General features: G+C 60.1%; 10 protein-coding genes. 5 read left to right on the forward strand and 5 right to left on the reverse strand.

Features of this window, described 5'->3' with window-relative positions; translation table 11 throughout:
- Nucleotides 1-489: 489 nt before the first annotated feature.
- From MUM_RS0118985 to MUM_RS0118995, 3 genes are all read right to left on the reverse strand, one after another.
- Nucleotides 490-1614, reverse strand: a complete 1125-nt coding sequence (locus MUM_RS0118985; protein ID WP_010172900.1) for an IS481 family transposase — start codon at nt 1612-1614, stop codon at nt 490-492.
- A 153-nt stretch (nt 1615-1767) separates the two neighbouring features.
- Entirely contained in the window at nt 1768-2694 is a 927-nt protein-coding gene (locus MUM_RS0118990; RefSeq protein WP_010172902.1) for a carbon-nitrogen hydrolase family protein, read from the reverse strand.
- 108 nt (nt 2695-2802) lie between these two features.
- On the reverse strand, nt 2803-3687 hold the full coding sequence (locus tag MUM_RS0118995) for a LysR family transcriptional regulator (RefSeq protein ID WP_010172904.1): 885 nt from the start codon (nt 3685-3687) through the stop codon (nt 2803-2805).
- Between the two features lie 119 nt (nt 3688-3806).
- Here MUM_RS0118995 and MUM_RS0119000 point away from each other — a divergent pair, with 119 nt between their 5' ends.
- The 3 genes from MUM_RS0119000 (at nt 3807) to MUM_RS0119010 (ending at nt 7516) form a co-directional block, all read left to right on the forward strand.
- Nucleotides 3807-5195, forward strand: a complete 1389-nt coding sequence (locus tag MUM_RS0119000) for a M20 family metallopeptidase (protein ID WP_010172905.1) — start codon at nt 3807-3809, stop codon at nt 5193-5195.
- A gap of 67 nt (nt 5196-5262) precedes the next feature.
- Nucleotides 5263-6552 carry an MFS transporter gene (locus MUM_RS0119005; protein WP_029616000.1) on the forward strand — a complete coding sequence of 430 codons (1290 nt, stop codon included), beginning with the start codon at nt 5263-5265 and terminating at the stop codon, nt 6550-6552.
- Between the two features lie 46 nt (nt 6553-6598).
- The gene (locus MUM_RS0119010) at nt 6599-7516 is read left to right on the forward strand and encodes a LysR family transcriptional regulator (RefSeq protein WP_010172910.1); all 918 of its coding nucleotides are present in this window, start codon (nt 6599-6601) and stop codon (nt 7514-7516) included.
- On the opposite strand, the gene MUM_RS0119015 is transcribed toward MUM_RS0119010, so the two are convergent.
- The gene (locus MUM_RS0119015; protein ID WP_003217960.1) at nt 7491-7742 is read right to left on the reverse strand and encodes a hypothetical protein; all 252 of its coding nucleotides are present in this window, start codon (nt 7740-7742) and stop codon (nt 7491-7493) included. The two genes, MUM_RS0119010 and MUM_RS0119015, sit on opposite strands and share 26 nt — an antisense overlap.
- Before the next feature lie 176 nt (nt 7743-7918).
- On the opposite strand from MUM_RS0119015, the gene MUM_RS0119020 reads away from it, so the two are divergent.
- Nucleotides 7919-8239: a DUF883 family protein gene (locus MUM_RS0119020; protein WP_010172915.1), complete on the forward strand. Its 321-nt coding sequence runs from the start codon at nt 7919-7921 to the stop codon at nt 8237-8239.
- Nucleotides 8240-8279: 40 nt separating this feature from the next.
- Here MUM_RS0119020 and MUM_RS0119025 read toward each other — a convergent pair whose 3' ends face one another.
- Complete coding sequence (locus tag MUM_RS0119025; protein WP_010172916.1) at nt 8280-9317, reverse strand: Ldh family oxidoreductase; 1038 nt, start codon at nt 9315-9317, stop codon at nt 8280-8282.
- Between the two features lie 173 nt (nt 9318-9490).
- On the opposite strand from MUM_RS0119025, the gene MUM_RS0119030 reads away from it, so the two are divergent.
- Nucleotides 9491-14599, forward strand: a complete 5109-nt coding sequence (locus MUM_RS0119030; RefSeq protein ID WP_010172917.1) for a dermonecrotic toxin domain-containing protein — start codon at nt 9491-9493, stop codon at nt 14597-14599.
- Nucleotides 14600-14605: the final 6 nt, after the last annotated feature.

Here is a 14605-nt window from a genome sequence, read left to right on the forward strand (position 1 = left end):
AGAAAGCGGTGGACGCGACAACTACCCTGACACCGGGGGGAGCGGGCACGGTCAAATGTGGGAGCTGGCTTGCCTGCGATGCAGACAACTCGGTACATCAGACACACCGAGGTGATGCCATCGCCGGCAAGCCGGCTCCTACAGAAAAGCAGCTCTGCTTTCGCTTTGGCTTTTGATCTGGCTTCTACCACTCAAGCCGGCCTGTAGGCCGCTGTGCTCTTGCTTTTGATCTTGATCTGGCTCTGACTGCCCCAATAAGCCCGAGGCCGAACGCAGGTGGTGCGGAGCGGGTAAACCGGCAGGACGCCGGTTTAGCCGCGCTGGGCCAAGGATGGCCCATCGCGGCGGCCCGCGGAGCATCGCCGGAGTGAGGGAACACCGAGCCTAGGCGAGGTGCCGACAGGCGGGGCAGAGCCCTTTGGTTACTTTGGGGCTTTTTGTACGGACCGGACACATGGTGGACACATGTGCGGGGACATGGTTGACACATTATGGTCCGTAATCTGGCTTATTCACGTCGATAGTCCGCAAAAAGTGATGGCAGAAGTAGACGTCAAATAGCCCCTCGCTTTCAGGCTTTGAGCGTATCGCGATGTGATGTCCAGCCAGGCCTTTGGCGATACTGAAATAGCGGTTCTGAAAGCGGAATCGGCTGTGATAGGCCTTGGCCAGCTTGTCGTCCGGTCCGTATTCAAACTCTGGCAAACGCTGCGGATAAGCCCAAGGACTGGCGCGATACCGGTCCATCGGCACCTTGTAGTCCAATGCTTGATGAGGGCGTTGCAGGTTATAAATCTCACGCCATTGATCAAACGCTGTTTGGGCTTCTTTCAAGGTAGAAAACTGCCGCCCTTCAAGCACTTCAGCCTTGAGTGAGCGATGAAATCGCTCAATCTTTCCATTGGTTTGAGGGTGGTAAGGACGGCTAAAGCTGATCCGGATTCCTAGACGAATCAACCAGATACTCAGCTCTGTGATTTCACCAGGATTACGCGGTGAGCCCCATGGCGGCCCGTTATCAACGTTGATGCGAGCCGGTAATCCGAAACGCTCGAATACCTCGATCATCTTCTCCTTCACCGTGGTCCCACGCTCGTTATCACACGCCTGAATAGCCAAATTGAATCGTGAATGGTCGTCCAGCAACGTCAGGGGATGGCACCGGCCTTGCTGTGTCGCAAAATGCCCTTTGAAATCCATTTGCCAAAGATCGTTAGGCGCATCGTGCTCAAATCTCAGCTTTGCCGTTTGTTCCTTTGAAGCAGGCTGAATCAGCCCGTGTCGGTGCAGGACATTGGTGACGGTGCTGGGAGCAATCTGCTTTTTCAAAATGCTGCTGATCGTACGCCCACCCCATGCGGGATGGTCTTGCCTGAGTGCTATGACCGCCGTTTCTAGAGCAGGGTTGGTCAGCTTGGGGCTGGTGATAGGTTTGCGGGACTTCTCTTGCAGCCCCGACCGGCCTTGGGCCTCGTAGCGTTCGAGCCACTTGTACGCCGTTTGGGGGCTAATCCCGAACCGTCGACACAGCTCTCGTTTATTGCTGCCGGGTTGCCGGGCTAAGGCAACGAACTCTTCTTTCAGGCTCATGGCATCTCTCGTGTCCCAGGGCATGATGGATTTCCGGCGAAATTGGCTCGCCGAAAAGTGTCCACCATGTCCCCGCACACCCGTCAACCATGTGTCCGGTCCGTACAGGCTTTTCCAAAGTGACTCGCTGTAAGAGCGAAACCATAAGCCGCCGTTACCCAAATAACGGATATGTACTCAGTCAGCAATAAACCGCACCCCCGGCTTACCCCGCTCATCCACGATCAACTCAAAAATGTCAGGCCGGGCATAATGCCCAACCACATCATAGTCATACCGCGCCCGCACCAGATCATCGGTATCAATCCGCGCCACCAGCAACCCCGCCCCACCCAGCAACGGCCCTGCAAGAATGTCCCCCATGGGCCCGACGATCACGCTGCCACCGGCAATCAACGGCCGATCCCCAGGCCAGTTCGCCACCTCCACGCCCAACGCCTGGGGCGACGCCTGCACCTGACACGCACTCACCACAAAACACCGCCCCTCATGCGCAACATGCCGCATGCTCACCTGCCACATCTCCCGCTCGTCCACCGTCGGCGCACACCACACCTGCACGCCCTTGGCGTACATCGCCGTGCGCAACAACGGCATCATGTTCTCCCAGCACACCGCGCCACCAATGCGCCCCACCGCCGTATCAACCACCGGCAATGTCGAGCCGTCGCCCTTGCCCCAAATCAGCCGCTCGGTCCCGGTAGGCATCAATTTGCGATGCTTGGCTACCAACCCGCCCACCGGTTCGATGTACAACACCGTGCAATACAGGGTGCTGCCACTGCGCTCGATCACACCCAGCACCAAACTCGCCCCGGTACGCGCCGACAACCCGGCCAACGCCTCGGTCTCCGCCCCCGGCACATCAATCGCGTTGGCAAAATAACGGGCAAAGGCCTCGCGGCCTTCCGGCAGGCGATAACCCAGCTGTGTGCCAAAGCCTTCACCCTTGGGATACCCGCCGAGCAAGGCTTCAGGCATCACCACCAATTGCGCACCGCTGCGCAGGATTTCGTCCTCGTAAGACAGGATCTGTTCCAGGGTCTCGGCCTTGCCACCCGGCAGGGAACCGATTTGCAGCGCAGCCACGGTAGAAATGGGCATCACGATCACTCCGAATCAATGGGGTGACCCATTCTCCAGTCAGGAGCATTCATGAATAAAGCCCACTTCACTGCTAACTGATATGAGCCAAATAAATATCCACTCCCATCAGTTAACGTCTTTCAAGGATCCAATAAGGGTTTCGATAAAAAGCTCAAGCGCCGCCGGTAATGCGCGTTTGGGCATCGTCAGCACCTGGATTGCGCGGTCTGAAAATTGAGGGTTCGACAACGCAACCGATACCAGGTCGTCGCTTCCATTCGCCCGATGGCTGATCGCACCGCCAAACGCAATAGTGTCTGTGTTGCGAACGAATTCATGGATGGCGCCCGAATAGTTGCACGTCATCACGTGATTGAATGACAGCCCTTCCATCTGGCAAACGAGGTCAAACAACAGCCTTTGAGTGGAGCCCTTTGGCGTCAGCGCCAACGGGTAATGTGAGAGTGATCGAAGGGGCACCTGCTTGAGCGTCGCCAATGGATGCCCCACACGCATCACGGCGCGGATCGGCGAGCGGCTTGAATGCAGGACCTCGACACCGTCGATAGGCTCGGTACTGAAGACCAGCCCCACATCCGCCTCGCCGCGCCTCACTTTATCCGCACATTCGTGAGGCGACATCACCTCCAGCACATACTGGAACGCCGGATGTTGCTGGTAATGCCGGATCAGCACCTGAGGCAGGAAGTAACGGGAAAGCCCCTCGGTTGACACCAGCCGAACCACTTTCGCGCCCGGGTAATCCCCCGCCCGCAACTCCGACAGCAGGCTTTGCTCCTCCAGCGAGGCACGTCGTGCATGATCGGCCAAGGCGCTGCCGGCAGCCGTCGGCTGCATGCCCCGTGGCCGTCGCTCGAACAACGGCACCCCGATACTTTCTTCCAACAGGGAGATTTGGCGACTGACGGCGCTGGGCGCGATATGCAAGCGTTCACCGGCAGCAGCAAGCGACCCCGAGTCGATCACGGCCAGAAAATAGCGATAGTCCACGGTTTGATTCCTTTACCCAGGCATCTATTTATTAGAAGTCAAACGTCAAAAAACAGCAATATACAGAGCGATACGTGACTTCTATATTGGATTGAACCCAAGCACGCACCGGAACTGTCATGTCCAAGCAACAAGCGCTCGCGAATGTTCGCCAGTACCTGGCCGACGGCCATTTTGAAGCCGATCTGCGCCGCCGGATCGCCATTCGCAGCGAAAGCCAGAATCCCGGCCAAGCCCACGAACTGACGCGGTATCTGCAACAGGAAATACAGCCTGCGCTGGCAGGTATGGGTTTTGAATGCCAACTGCTCGATAACCCGTCCGGCGCCGGGCCTTTGCTGTTCGCATCACGTCATGAAGCGGACGACCTGCCGACAGTACTGACGTACGGGCATGGCGACGTGGTACTCGGCTATGACGAGCAATGGCGCGAGGGCCTCAACCCTTGGGCGCTGACCGTTGAAGGCGATCGTTGGTACGGCCGTGGGACCGCGGATAACAAAGGCCAGCACAGCATCAACCTGACGGCCCTCGAACACGTCATCAAACAACGGGATGGGCGTTTGGGCTTCAACGTCAAAGTGCTGTTTGAAACCGGTGAAGAATGCGGCTCTCCCGGGCTGCGCGAGGTGTGCACGACGCACCAGGCGTTGTTGCAAGCCGATGTGTTCATCGCCTCCGACGGCCCGCGCTTGAACGACAGCCGCCCGACGATATTTCTCGGCTCCCGGGGTTCCGCGCTGTTTTCCCTGAACATCAAGGCACGGGACAAGGGCCTGCACTCGGGGAACTGGGGCGGCGTGATGTCCAACCCCGCCGTGGTGCTGGCCAATGCATTGGCCAGTCTGGTGGACCAGAACGGTCGTATTCGCTGCCGAACGCTGGTGCCGGGCGCCATCCCCGAGTCGGTGCGCGAAGCCATCCGTGAACTGGGCATTGATCAGCATTCGCTGGGCCGTCCGTTGGACGTGCAGTGGGGCGAGCCCGGCTTGACCTTGGGTGAGCGACTGTTCGGCTGGAACACCCTGGAGGTGCTGGCGTTTACCGCCGGTAATCCATCCAAGCCGGTGAATGCCATTCCGCCCGACGCCACCGCTCATTGCCAGCTGCGCTTCGTGGTGGGTACCGACTGGCAACACCTGGAGCACCTGCTGCGCCAGCACCTGGATGCCGAGGGCTTTCAACAGGTCAATATCGTGATGGATCGTTGTACACCTGCCAGCCGGCTGGACCCTGACAACCCGTGGGTGCACTTCGCCAGACAGTCGATTGCCGACGCCACCCACCGGCCTGTCGCCGTGTTACCGAACCTTGCGGGCACCCTGCCCAACGATATTTTCGCAGACATATTGGGCCTGCCTACGTTGTGGATACCGCACTCCTACCCCGGCTGTTCACAGCATGCTCCGGATGAACACCTGTTGGGCTCGGTAGCCCTTGAGGGGCTGCAAATCATGACCTCGCTGTTCTGGGACCTGGGTCACCTCACACCACCCCAACCACAATAAAAAATCAGGGTCAGGCCGACCCTTTTTATCTGCCGCTCACCCCCTTATAAAATCAGGAGCGTCAAGCATGACAGCGTTATCGTCCCCCACCGTTTCACCCGCGGTCGCAACCGCGATGCCCCTCTGGAAGCCCGTGGGCGCCGCCTTGATCGGTAATACGCTTGAATGGTTTGACCTGTCGGTGTACGCCTATTTTGCGCTGACCATCAGCAAGGTATTTTTCCCGGCCGCAGACCCGGCGGTCTCGCTGTTCCTGGCCTTTGCGACCTTCGGGCTGTCGTTTCTGATCCGTCCGTTGGGCGCCGCCGTACTGGGTTCCTATGCCGACCGGCAGGGCCGCAAGAAAGCGTTGACGCTGTCGATCATGCTGATGCTGATCGGCACGGCGATGATCGCAGTCATGCCCGGCTATGCCGCCATCGGGATTATCGCGCCGATTGGCATTCTGCTGGCCCGTCTGCTCCAGGGCTTCTCGGCAGGCGGTGAGTTCGGCAGTTCCACCGCCTTCATGATGGAACATGCCCCGCAAAAGACCCGCAACTTTGTCGCGAGCCTGCAGTTTGCTAGCCAGGGATTTGGCGTGGTCATCGCCTCGTTGTTCGGCTACTTTCTGACCACCAGCCTGAACGACCAGCAGATGTTCGACTGGGGTTGGCGCGTGCCGTTTTTCTTTGGCTTGATCCTCGGCCCGGTGGGCCTGTACATCCGTCGCACGGTGGATGAGTCCCCCGACTTCAAGGAAAGTGAACCGGGCTCCCGGCCGCTGCGGGAGGTGCTGTTCTCGCAGAAGACCTTGTTGCTGGTGGCCATGGGCGTGCTGATCGTGTCGACGGCGTCCAATTTCATGATCAAGTACATGCCGTCCTATGCCGCGACCACCTTGAACATTCCCCAGTCCACAGGCTTTTTGGCCACGCTGTCAGGTGGGCTCATCCTGACCGTGGTCACGCCGGTGGTCGGGTTCATCACCGGTTATGTCAGCCGGATCAAAATCATGCTCTGGGCTTCGGCCGTCTACATCCTCGCGATCTTTCCGGCATTCGTCTGGCTCAACACAGTACCCAGCGCAACCTCGTTGTTGCTGGTGGTGTCCATGATGGCGTTGATCAAGGCGGTCTACTTCGCACCGCTGGCATCACTCATGGCGGATGTGTTTCCGGTACGCACCCGGGTGACCGGCATGTCCCTCAGCTACAACCTGGCTGTGACGATATTTGGTGGCTTTGCGCCGGTAATCGCCACCGGGCTGATCGCCCTGACCGGCTCACAACTGGCGCCGAGTTTTTACCTGATCGCGGCAGCGGCCCTGAGTATCAGTGCGCTGGTGGTGGCCAGCAGAAAATTGCAGCTGGTCTAGAGGCGTTATACATTCGAGACATATCCAGCCACGCACTATGAACCCGATGAATATCGCCAACGTCGATCTCAACCTGCTGAAAACCTTCGAAGCCCTGCACGACGAATCCAGTGCCAGCCGCGCCGCCCTGCGCCTTGGGGTGACACAGTCGGCCATCAGTGCGGCGTTGCGTCGTCTGCGGGATGTGTATGGCGATCAATTGTTCGTGCGCACCGGCCGGGGCCTGGCGCCAACCTTGCGGGCCAACCAGTTGAAACCGGTGATCAGCGAAGCGCTCGACCGTTGCCGCCAGAGCCTGGCCATGGTCGACCCTCACGGCAGCCATTATCAGGGCCGTTCGGTGGTTTTGGGGTTGTCGGATGATTTCGAAATTGCCTACGGCCGCCGGCTGATCGATGAGATCGCCCGGCGTGCGCCGAAGCTGCGGCTGATTTTCCGCCAGACCCACAGCCAGATCGTCGCCGGTGCCCTGCTCGACCGCAGCCTGGACCTGGCGATCACCGCCGGCGGTTTTGCCGAGCGCCGGCTGAGCCGCCAGGTACTCGGGGAAGGCCATTATGCGTGCCTGGTGGACCCCGCCAGCCTGGCGCCGGGACAACAGGCCATCGACCTCGACGAGTTCGTGAGGCGTGAACATGTGTTGGTATCGTCTGGGGGATTTATCGGGATTACCGACGAGGGCCTGGCCGCGCAGGGCTTGAGCCGGCACGTAGGCGCTTCCACCACCCACTTTGCCGCACTACCGTTTCTGCTCAAGGGCAGCCAGGCGGTGGCGACCATCCCCGATCACGCGGCCCAGGCCATCGCGCGGCTGACCGGGTTGACGGTGCTGCCCTGCCCACTGACCTTGCCGCGCTACCCGGTGGAGCTGGGCTGGCGCACCCAGGCGCAGCTCGATCCCTTGCAGCGCCTGGTGCGTGAGGCGATCGAGGCGTGTTTTACTTCGCCGCCATCAGCCGATTGACTTCACTGCGCACCATGTTCGAAAACTCCGGCGGCGACATGCCGTCCAGTTCCGCACGCACCCATTCGGCCCATTTGCCCTTGCGCTTGGCACGTTCGCCAAACAGGCGGGCGGCTTCGCCCTTGGCCTTGCCCAGGTTGCTTTGCCACAGGTCGTAGAGACGGGACTTTTCATCTTCCAGCGCGGCGCGCTCGGCGAGGGGCTTGTTGGCCAGATTGAAGCTCATGTTGAATTACCTGCTGCACAAATAGGTGACATCTTACACTGTAGGTCGAATTTTCTTGGCCTGGATTTCACCTAAGCTGACCTCAGGAAAAAAACCTGCAACTTTTGCCAGCTTCAAACACTCCATTCTTCATCGAGCGCATTTATTGCCACATTCACCTGCAAGGAGTTAACCCAATGGCCCGCAAATCTGCCGCCCAAGCTGTCGAAGAGCAAATCAAGGATCAAGCGTTCAGTGAGCTGACCGCGCTGATCGAAGAATCGGACAAGCTGCTCAAAAGCAGTGCGTCACTGGTGGGAGAAGAAGGTGAAACCCTGCGCGAACAGGTCGCTATCAAGCTCAAGCAGGCCCTGGACTCGGTGTCCAATGTGCGCGAGCGCAGCAAGCCGGTGGTAGACGCCACCGAGACGTACATCGGTGGCCATCCATGGCAGACCGTGGCGATTTCCGCCGGGTTTGGCCTGGTGGTCGGCCTGTTGCTGGGTCGCCGCAACTGACCTGACAAAACGCCTGCGCCCTCCCCGGGCGCAGCGCGCTTCACACCTGTGCCAGCACCCGCAACCGCTTCAATTCCTGCGTATTCAGCTCGATCCCGTCTGCCAGGGCCTTCGCCCGCGTGCGATGGCGCCGATCCCCCGGCAAACGCCGTAACCCTGCCGCATGCATCTGCCGCACCAGCTCCTGGCTGCGCTCGGCGAAGCTTTGCCCGGCAGTCTTGCTCGGGTCGATCACGATCAGCAACTGGCCGGTCCACGGCGTGCGGGCACCCGGGTGATCGGACCAGTTGAACTCAAACGAGAAATTGCCGCCCGTGAGGGCCGCTGCCAGTAACTCGACCATCATCGACAACGCCGAGCCCTTGTGCCCGCCAAACGGCAGCAGCGCGCCGCCTTCGAGAATGGCCTTGGGGTCCTGAGTGGGCTGGCCGAGGCTGTCCACGCCGATGCCCGGCGGCAGGCGTTCGCCTTTGCGCGCGGCAATCTGGACGTCGCCGTGGGCGATGGCGCTGGTGGCCAGGTCAAAGACGATCGGCAAGCCATCGGCACGGGGCGCCGCGAAGGCAATGGGGTTGGTGCCGAACAGCGGCCGGTCTGCCCCGTGGGGCACTACGCAGGTCATGCTGTTGACCACGCTCAAGGCCACCAGGCCTTCTTCGGCGAAGGGCTCGACATCCGGCCAAAGGGCCGCGAAGTGATGGGAATTGTGAATCGCCAGCAAGGCGATCCCGGCGCTTCGGGCCTTCTCCACCAACAGCGGGCGGGCGGCTTGCAGCGCGGGCTGGGCGAAACCATTGGCGGCATCGACGCGAATGAAACCACTGGCGACGTCCTCTACCACCGGCACGGCCTTGCCGTTGACCCAGCCACTGGCCAGGGTGGAAACATAACCGGGAATGCGAAACACGCCGTGGCTGTGGGCGCCATCACGTTCGGCGCTGGCGCAGTTCTCGGCAAGCACCCGGGCCACGTCGGCCGATGTGCCGTGGCGCACGAAGACCTGGCGCAGCAGGTCGGTCAATTGGGCGTAAGTGAGTCGCTCTGATGAAGACTCGACATCCAAGGGCGATGCAGACATCTGAAGCTCCCGTTTAATTATTGGAAAGGGCAACAGCGTACAAAGAATCGGTCTGACGATTAGACAGGGTTTGCCCCATGGCTGTCGACAGGGAACGCCAGACATATCTAGCGCCCTGAGGCGCTCGCGGGTGCGTAGGGTCGACGCCCTCACTTTGTCCAAGGATCAGGCACATGAGCCACAGCTCCCTACCCTATTTTTTCCCGGAAGCCCTGCGCGATGGCTGGAACGTCTTGGAGCGTGAACGCCGCCTGGGCCTCGACCGCAAGGACCACGAGTTTCTCGGCAAGGTGTTTTTCGCCACCGACACCGCGCGTCGTCAGCAGTCGCCGCCGATGATTGCGCAACGCCTCTGGCTCGACAAAAACACACCCAGCGCCGCCGAACTGGCCGGCAGCTTCATGATGAGTTCCAGCGGCGTTTACCCTCACGCGTTCCTCTACACCCCCTACGGCGGCCTGGAAAAATTCGATAACCGTGCGCAAGCCCTGGCGGCGTTGAGCGAACGTTTGAAAAATCCGGCGCAGGCCGCGCAACTCCTGCGTTTCCTGCCTTTGCAACAACAGGCCATACGGGCAGCGGATAACACTCCCGTACTGACCACCGAAGCCATCCTTGAGGGTGTTTTTGAGGAACAGGAAAAAACCCTCAACGCCTATCAGGATAAAAACCGCCAGGCGATGCTGGCCGAATTAAAACGACTCCCGACGCTGGGCACCTTGCTGTCGCAGTTGCTCAACGTGGTGTGTCGACCCGCGTTCCCGGGACTGGATGCCAGCGCCGCCCATGTGAGCTTTTTCGCCCGCCAGCCCGTGCAAGGCAACACGCCCCGCTGGCTTGATTCACTGCACATCAATGATGCCGTGTTGTTGTTTTACCGCGAGCAAAACTGGCCTGTCGGGCAGACCCGGGAATTTTTCCATCCCGGGCGCCCAAAAGACCCGGCGGACGCACCACGCTGGGAAACCGCGATTCAGCAAGCGGCCGGGCAACTGGTTCCGTTCCTGCAGAGCGCCCTGGAAACGTTCTGGAACACCGAAATATCACCCAGTCTTTCTCGCCGGGCCTTTTTCACACAGGCCATGGCGGCAAATGCCCGACTGGACATACTGCTCAAGCGCCAAAAGTCGATCATCAGTGCCTCGCAAAGCCAGGCGCTGGCCCTGCTGTACGAGCCCGAAGAGACCTTGAACGGGAACAACATCACCCCACTGCGCTTCGAAAAAGTGCAGATCTGGGAGCATCCCGCCAATACAGTTTCATTGGCCAGCACGTTGATGATCGGGAACGCCACTACGTTTTTCTACACACCGGGATTGGGCCTGCAGGTGCTCGGAAACTACGAGGATTTAATGAAGGCCCTCGAGGCCATGGTCAAGGCGCCAGGGTATGACAATAACCTCTATAACCTGATGTCCCTGCAAGAGCGCGCATTGTTTATCGGCTTCAAGGCCCCCCGGTTTTCTGGCCTACAACTGCAAGGCAACCTGTTTGAACAATTGTTCGAAGAGGTCATCGCCAAACAGCAGCAGAACCTCGGTTATGCCCTGGACCTGTACCGTCGCACACGAGCCGGCATCGATCCCGCGGCCCTGGTGGATCACTCGCTGGACGTGCGCTACATGATTGACAGCCAACTTCCGGGCCTGGATAGCGAGGGACGGTGGACCCCGCACTCAGTACTCGCCGACCCCACGCGCCCGGTCTCGCTCACTGCCGAACGCGTTGCCCTGCTGCAAAAACAGATGGTCAGTATCGAGCAATCCCTGGCCGTGCAGATCCGGGCGCAACCTGCATTGGCGAGCAAGGTCCGGGAAGTATTGACCGCGCAGTTCAACCTTCACCGCCTGCCGGATCTCGACCCGGAGGGAATTTACGTCAACCGATACGCCAGTACCGCAAGCGATGCAGCCGTGGCACCGCCCCTGGAAAGCCAAAGCCTCAGCAGCTATTTCATCGGGCGCCTGACCCGTGGCCTGGGGCCTATTCCCCAGACCCCCGACTACGGTCTCTACCATGCCCCGGGAAAGGGACTTGCAAAAAAACTGACCTCGCTCGATATCACCCGGGCCAACGCCATTCTCGGCGCTGCACTGACCCAATTTCGCAGCCGCGACCTCGCCAACATGCCCCGTGAGCACTTGGAGACCCTCAAGGCGCCCATGGCCCATGCCATGTCAGTGGCCATTCAGGGAGAGGCCCGGCTCAGGCGCCTGAACAACAGCCTCGACGCCCGTGACGAGGCGCTGATCAATACCGTATTTGATCATCAGCGCCCTGATCGGCGCCGGCGCCAGGGGCTCAACGGCTTCATTCCAGACGCCTTCGCGCTGACCGTCGAACCGCAGAACCAGAAGCAAAGGGTGCCATTGGCGCATTGCCTGGTGCTCACCGAACGTGGCGGCCTGGACCCTTCCCATTCCGGCCGGGCGATTCTGTGGACCCCGGCGCGAGGCCTGGAAAGTTTCACCCACATCGCTCAACTGCACACCGAACTCAAGCGCCGGCTCGCCGATCCCGAGCAGCGCATGATGCTTCTGCAGAACCTCGCCCCCCGCCAGTTCAAGCCCCACCAGTCTTACGCCCTGGGCAGCTTCATGCAGATCAACGACGCCGTGGCGCAACACCGCCAACAGTCGTGGATTGAGCATTACATCGGGCAACGCGCCCACTGCCTGGCGCTGAGCTTATCGAGCGGTGCCTTGTTGAGCCGTTTTGCTGCGCTGGAACAGACGCTACCCGCCACCGACCTGGACCACACGTCACGAATCGCCCAAACCCTGATGGCGCAACAGTCGTTACCCGCCTGGCTGGGGATGGCCCCGATCAAGGAGCAACAGCGCCATATCGAAATCCTTGAGCAATACCGCCAGAGCCTCAGCGACGACAAAGACTACCTGCATGATTTTTTCTCCCTCTCGCAGTATGTCCACGACACACTCACCGGCTTGTTGATGGCCTACGCCGTGTCCCCGAAAAACGTGTACATCACCCCCAAGCTGGTGCTCGCCGGCCAGCGCCAGAACCTGCTGGACTACGCCCTGAATCACGTTACACAACAGGCCGCCACCTTTGAAGTCGACTCCGCGGCCGTTGGCCTGACGCCCACGGTCATACGTCAGATACTGGCCCGCTTGACCCTCAAGCAAGACAACCAGGCTTACCTGACTGAAAAGCTCACCCCAGGCAACCCCGGTGCCGGGGAGCGAGAGCAACGGTTTATCCGGCAGTTGCCCTGGCAACTGCTGCAACATGCCCATGCACTGAAGCTACAGGAGCGGCTCTCGGTCACCGGATTGGGCCTGATCGAACAGATACTCGATATGCCGGACGCCACCGCCCGCGCTACCGTCGAGGGCGCGACCGCGAGTATCCGCCCGTTGGAGTTGATTGCGACGGCGGGCGCCCGCGCCGTAAAGACGCTGGGGGTCTACTTGATCAGTGCCGCCGGAAAGAACCCGGTAGTGATGTATACGCCGTACAGTCCGCAACAGACGTTCCAGGAGTTTGAAAACGAGGCCAGTTTGCTGCTTCGGCTCAACATACCCGGCCTGCTGCAGGACTGGATCATTGGCCATCTGCCGGCCAGCGATCAAGCCACCTATAAAAACCTGTGGGCCACCACTGCAGGGAAACTGTCTGAAATCACCCTGGCAGCAACGCCCATCATGGGCAATGCACTCAAGCAGCTGTACCGGGACAACACTGCCCTTATGGTGCACATGCTCGACCAGCAAAATCAGCCCGACGGCCAGTCGAATTGGGACACCATAAAAGCGCTGTTTACCGGCGGCCTCCAACAGTCACTCGGGTTACTGCCCGGCAAACTGATGCTGCCGATCGTGATATGGCAGAGCTACCGGCTTTTCAAGGCCTCCGCCGAAGCCTTGCAGCAACACCAATGGCGTGAAGCGTTGGAGTCGTTTATCGCGGGCGTCGGGCAAATGCTCTCGTTGCGCCAATTGATGCAGGCGCCTGTGGTTCCAGACGACCCTCAGCCGGCACCTGAACCAACGGATACAGCCCCGGCCTGGCCAGGCATCGACATAACGGCTCAAGAACGCACCCGGCTGCAGGCCTATGAGGTGCACGAACCCAGCCTGGAACAATTGAGTGCGGGCGCCTCCGGGGTCTACACCTCGGAGAATAACCACCATTACGTTCCCTGCGCGGGCAAGGTCTATCGCGCCGAAAAACAGGGCAGTCACTGGCGGCTGTTCAGTGCACAGTCCAAAGGCCCTCGCTTGCGCCTGGATACCGGACGCAAATGGCGGGTCGATACCCGTCCGCCCATCCGCCGCTTCGGCCCCGGGCTCAGCAGAATGCTCGAGCAGCGAGAAGTCAGGGCAGCAGCCCGCAGGATCATGAACATCGAAGCCCGTGGCATGGCCAATATCCGGCGCCTCTCTCCACACAGGGCCCAGGCGATTGTCGAGGCACTGGACCTGGCAACGTTTTACCTGCACAACTGCCAACAAAACCTGAAGCTGCTGGACCCCAAGTACCCACCCGTCACGCGGGTGCATCGCTTCGTGAATCGCTTCTTTGGGATTGCGCCAGACCCCGATACGGGGCCCGCACGGTTTCCCGAGGCGCTCGCAAAAAAACTGCTGGAAACCGTTACCGCTATCCTGGACGAGATCCTGGAACCGTCGCTTTACTCACTCAACTCGACGCGATTCGTTTCCGGAGCGCATATCGTCGAGCCCGAGCGGCATTGGGCCTTTACCATCGACGACGACCCCGACCGACGCATCTACCTCTCCGACAACTTCTTCGATCCCCCTGCGTCGCTGTATGACAGCCACTTGATCGGCTACTTCGACCAACCGGTCCATGCTCGCGCCACGACGCTTATCCACGAACTGACCCACATCGTGCGCAACACCGTCGACGCGGTGTACCTCAATACGGTATCACCGTTTTCCGACCTGATCGAAGTCCAGACCCAGACCGGTCGCGACCTGCGGGACTGGCTGCAAGACGTGCAAGAAAACGCCTACTCGGTGAGCACGCCCGTTGGGCACTTGTTCAAATCAATGGATGCCATGGGCGTGATCGGCCCTGACGTAGGCACAGATCCTGACGACGACTACATCAAGGAGCAGATTCTGCAGACCACCGGAGGCGTGGACTTGAGCAATGCGAGAGGGATTTTCAAAACCAACCTGACCCGGCGTTTCAATACCCAGATAGACAACGCCGACTCATTGACCCTGCTGATTACCACCCTGGGACGTCAGCTGGATCCGATACCGTCGATGGCGCACCAAACGCCCTGAAGCACA

The organism is Pseudomonas sp. PAMC 25886 (genome assembly GCF_000242655.1).
Taxonomy (GTDB): Bacteria; Pseudomonadota; Gammaproteobacteria; order Pseudomonadales; family Pseudomonadaceae; genus Aquipseudomonas.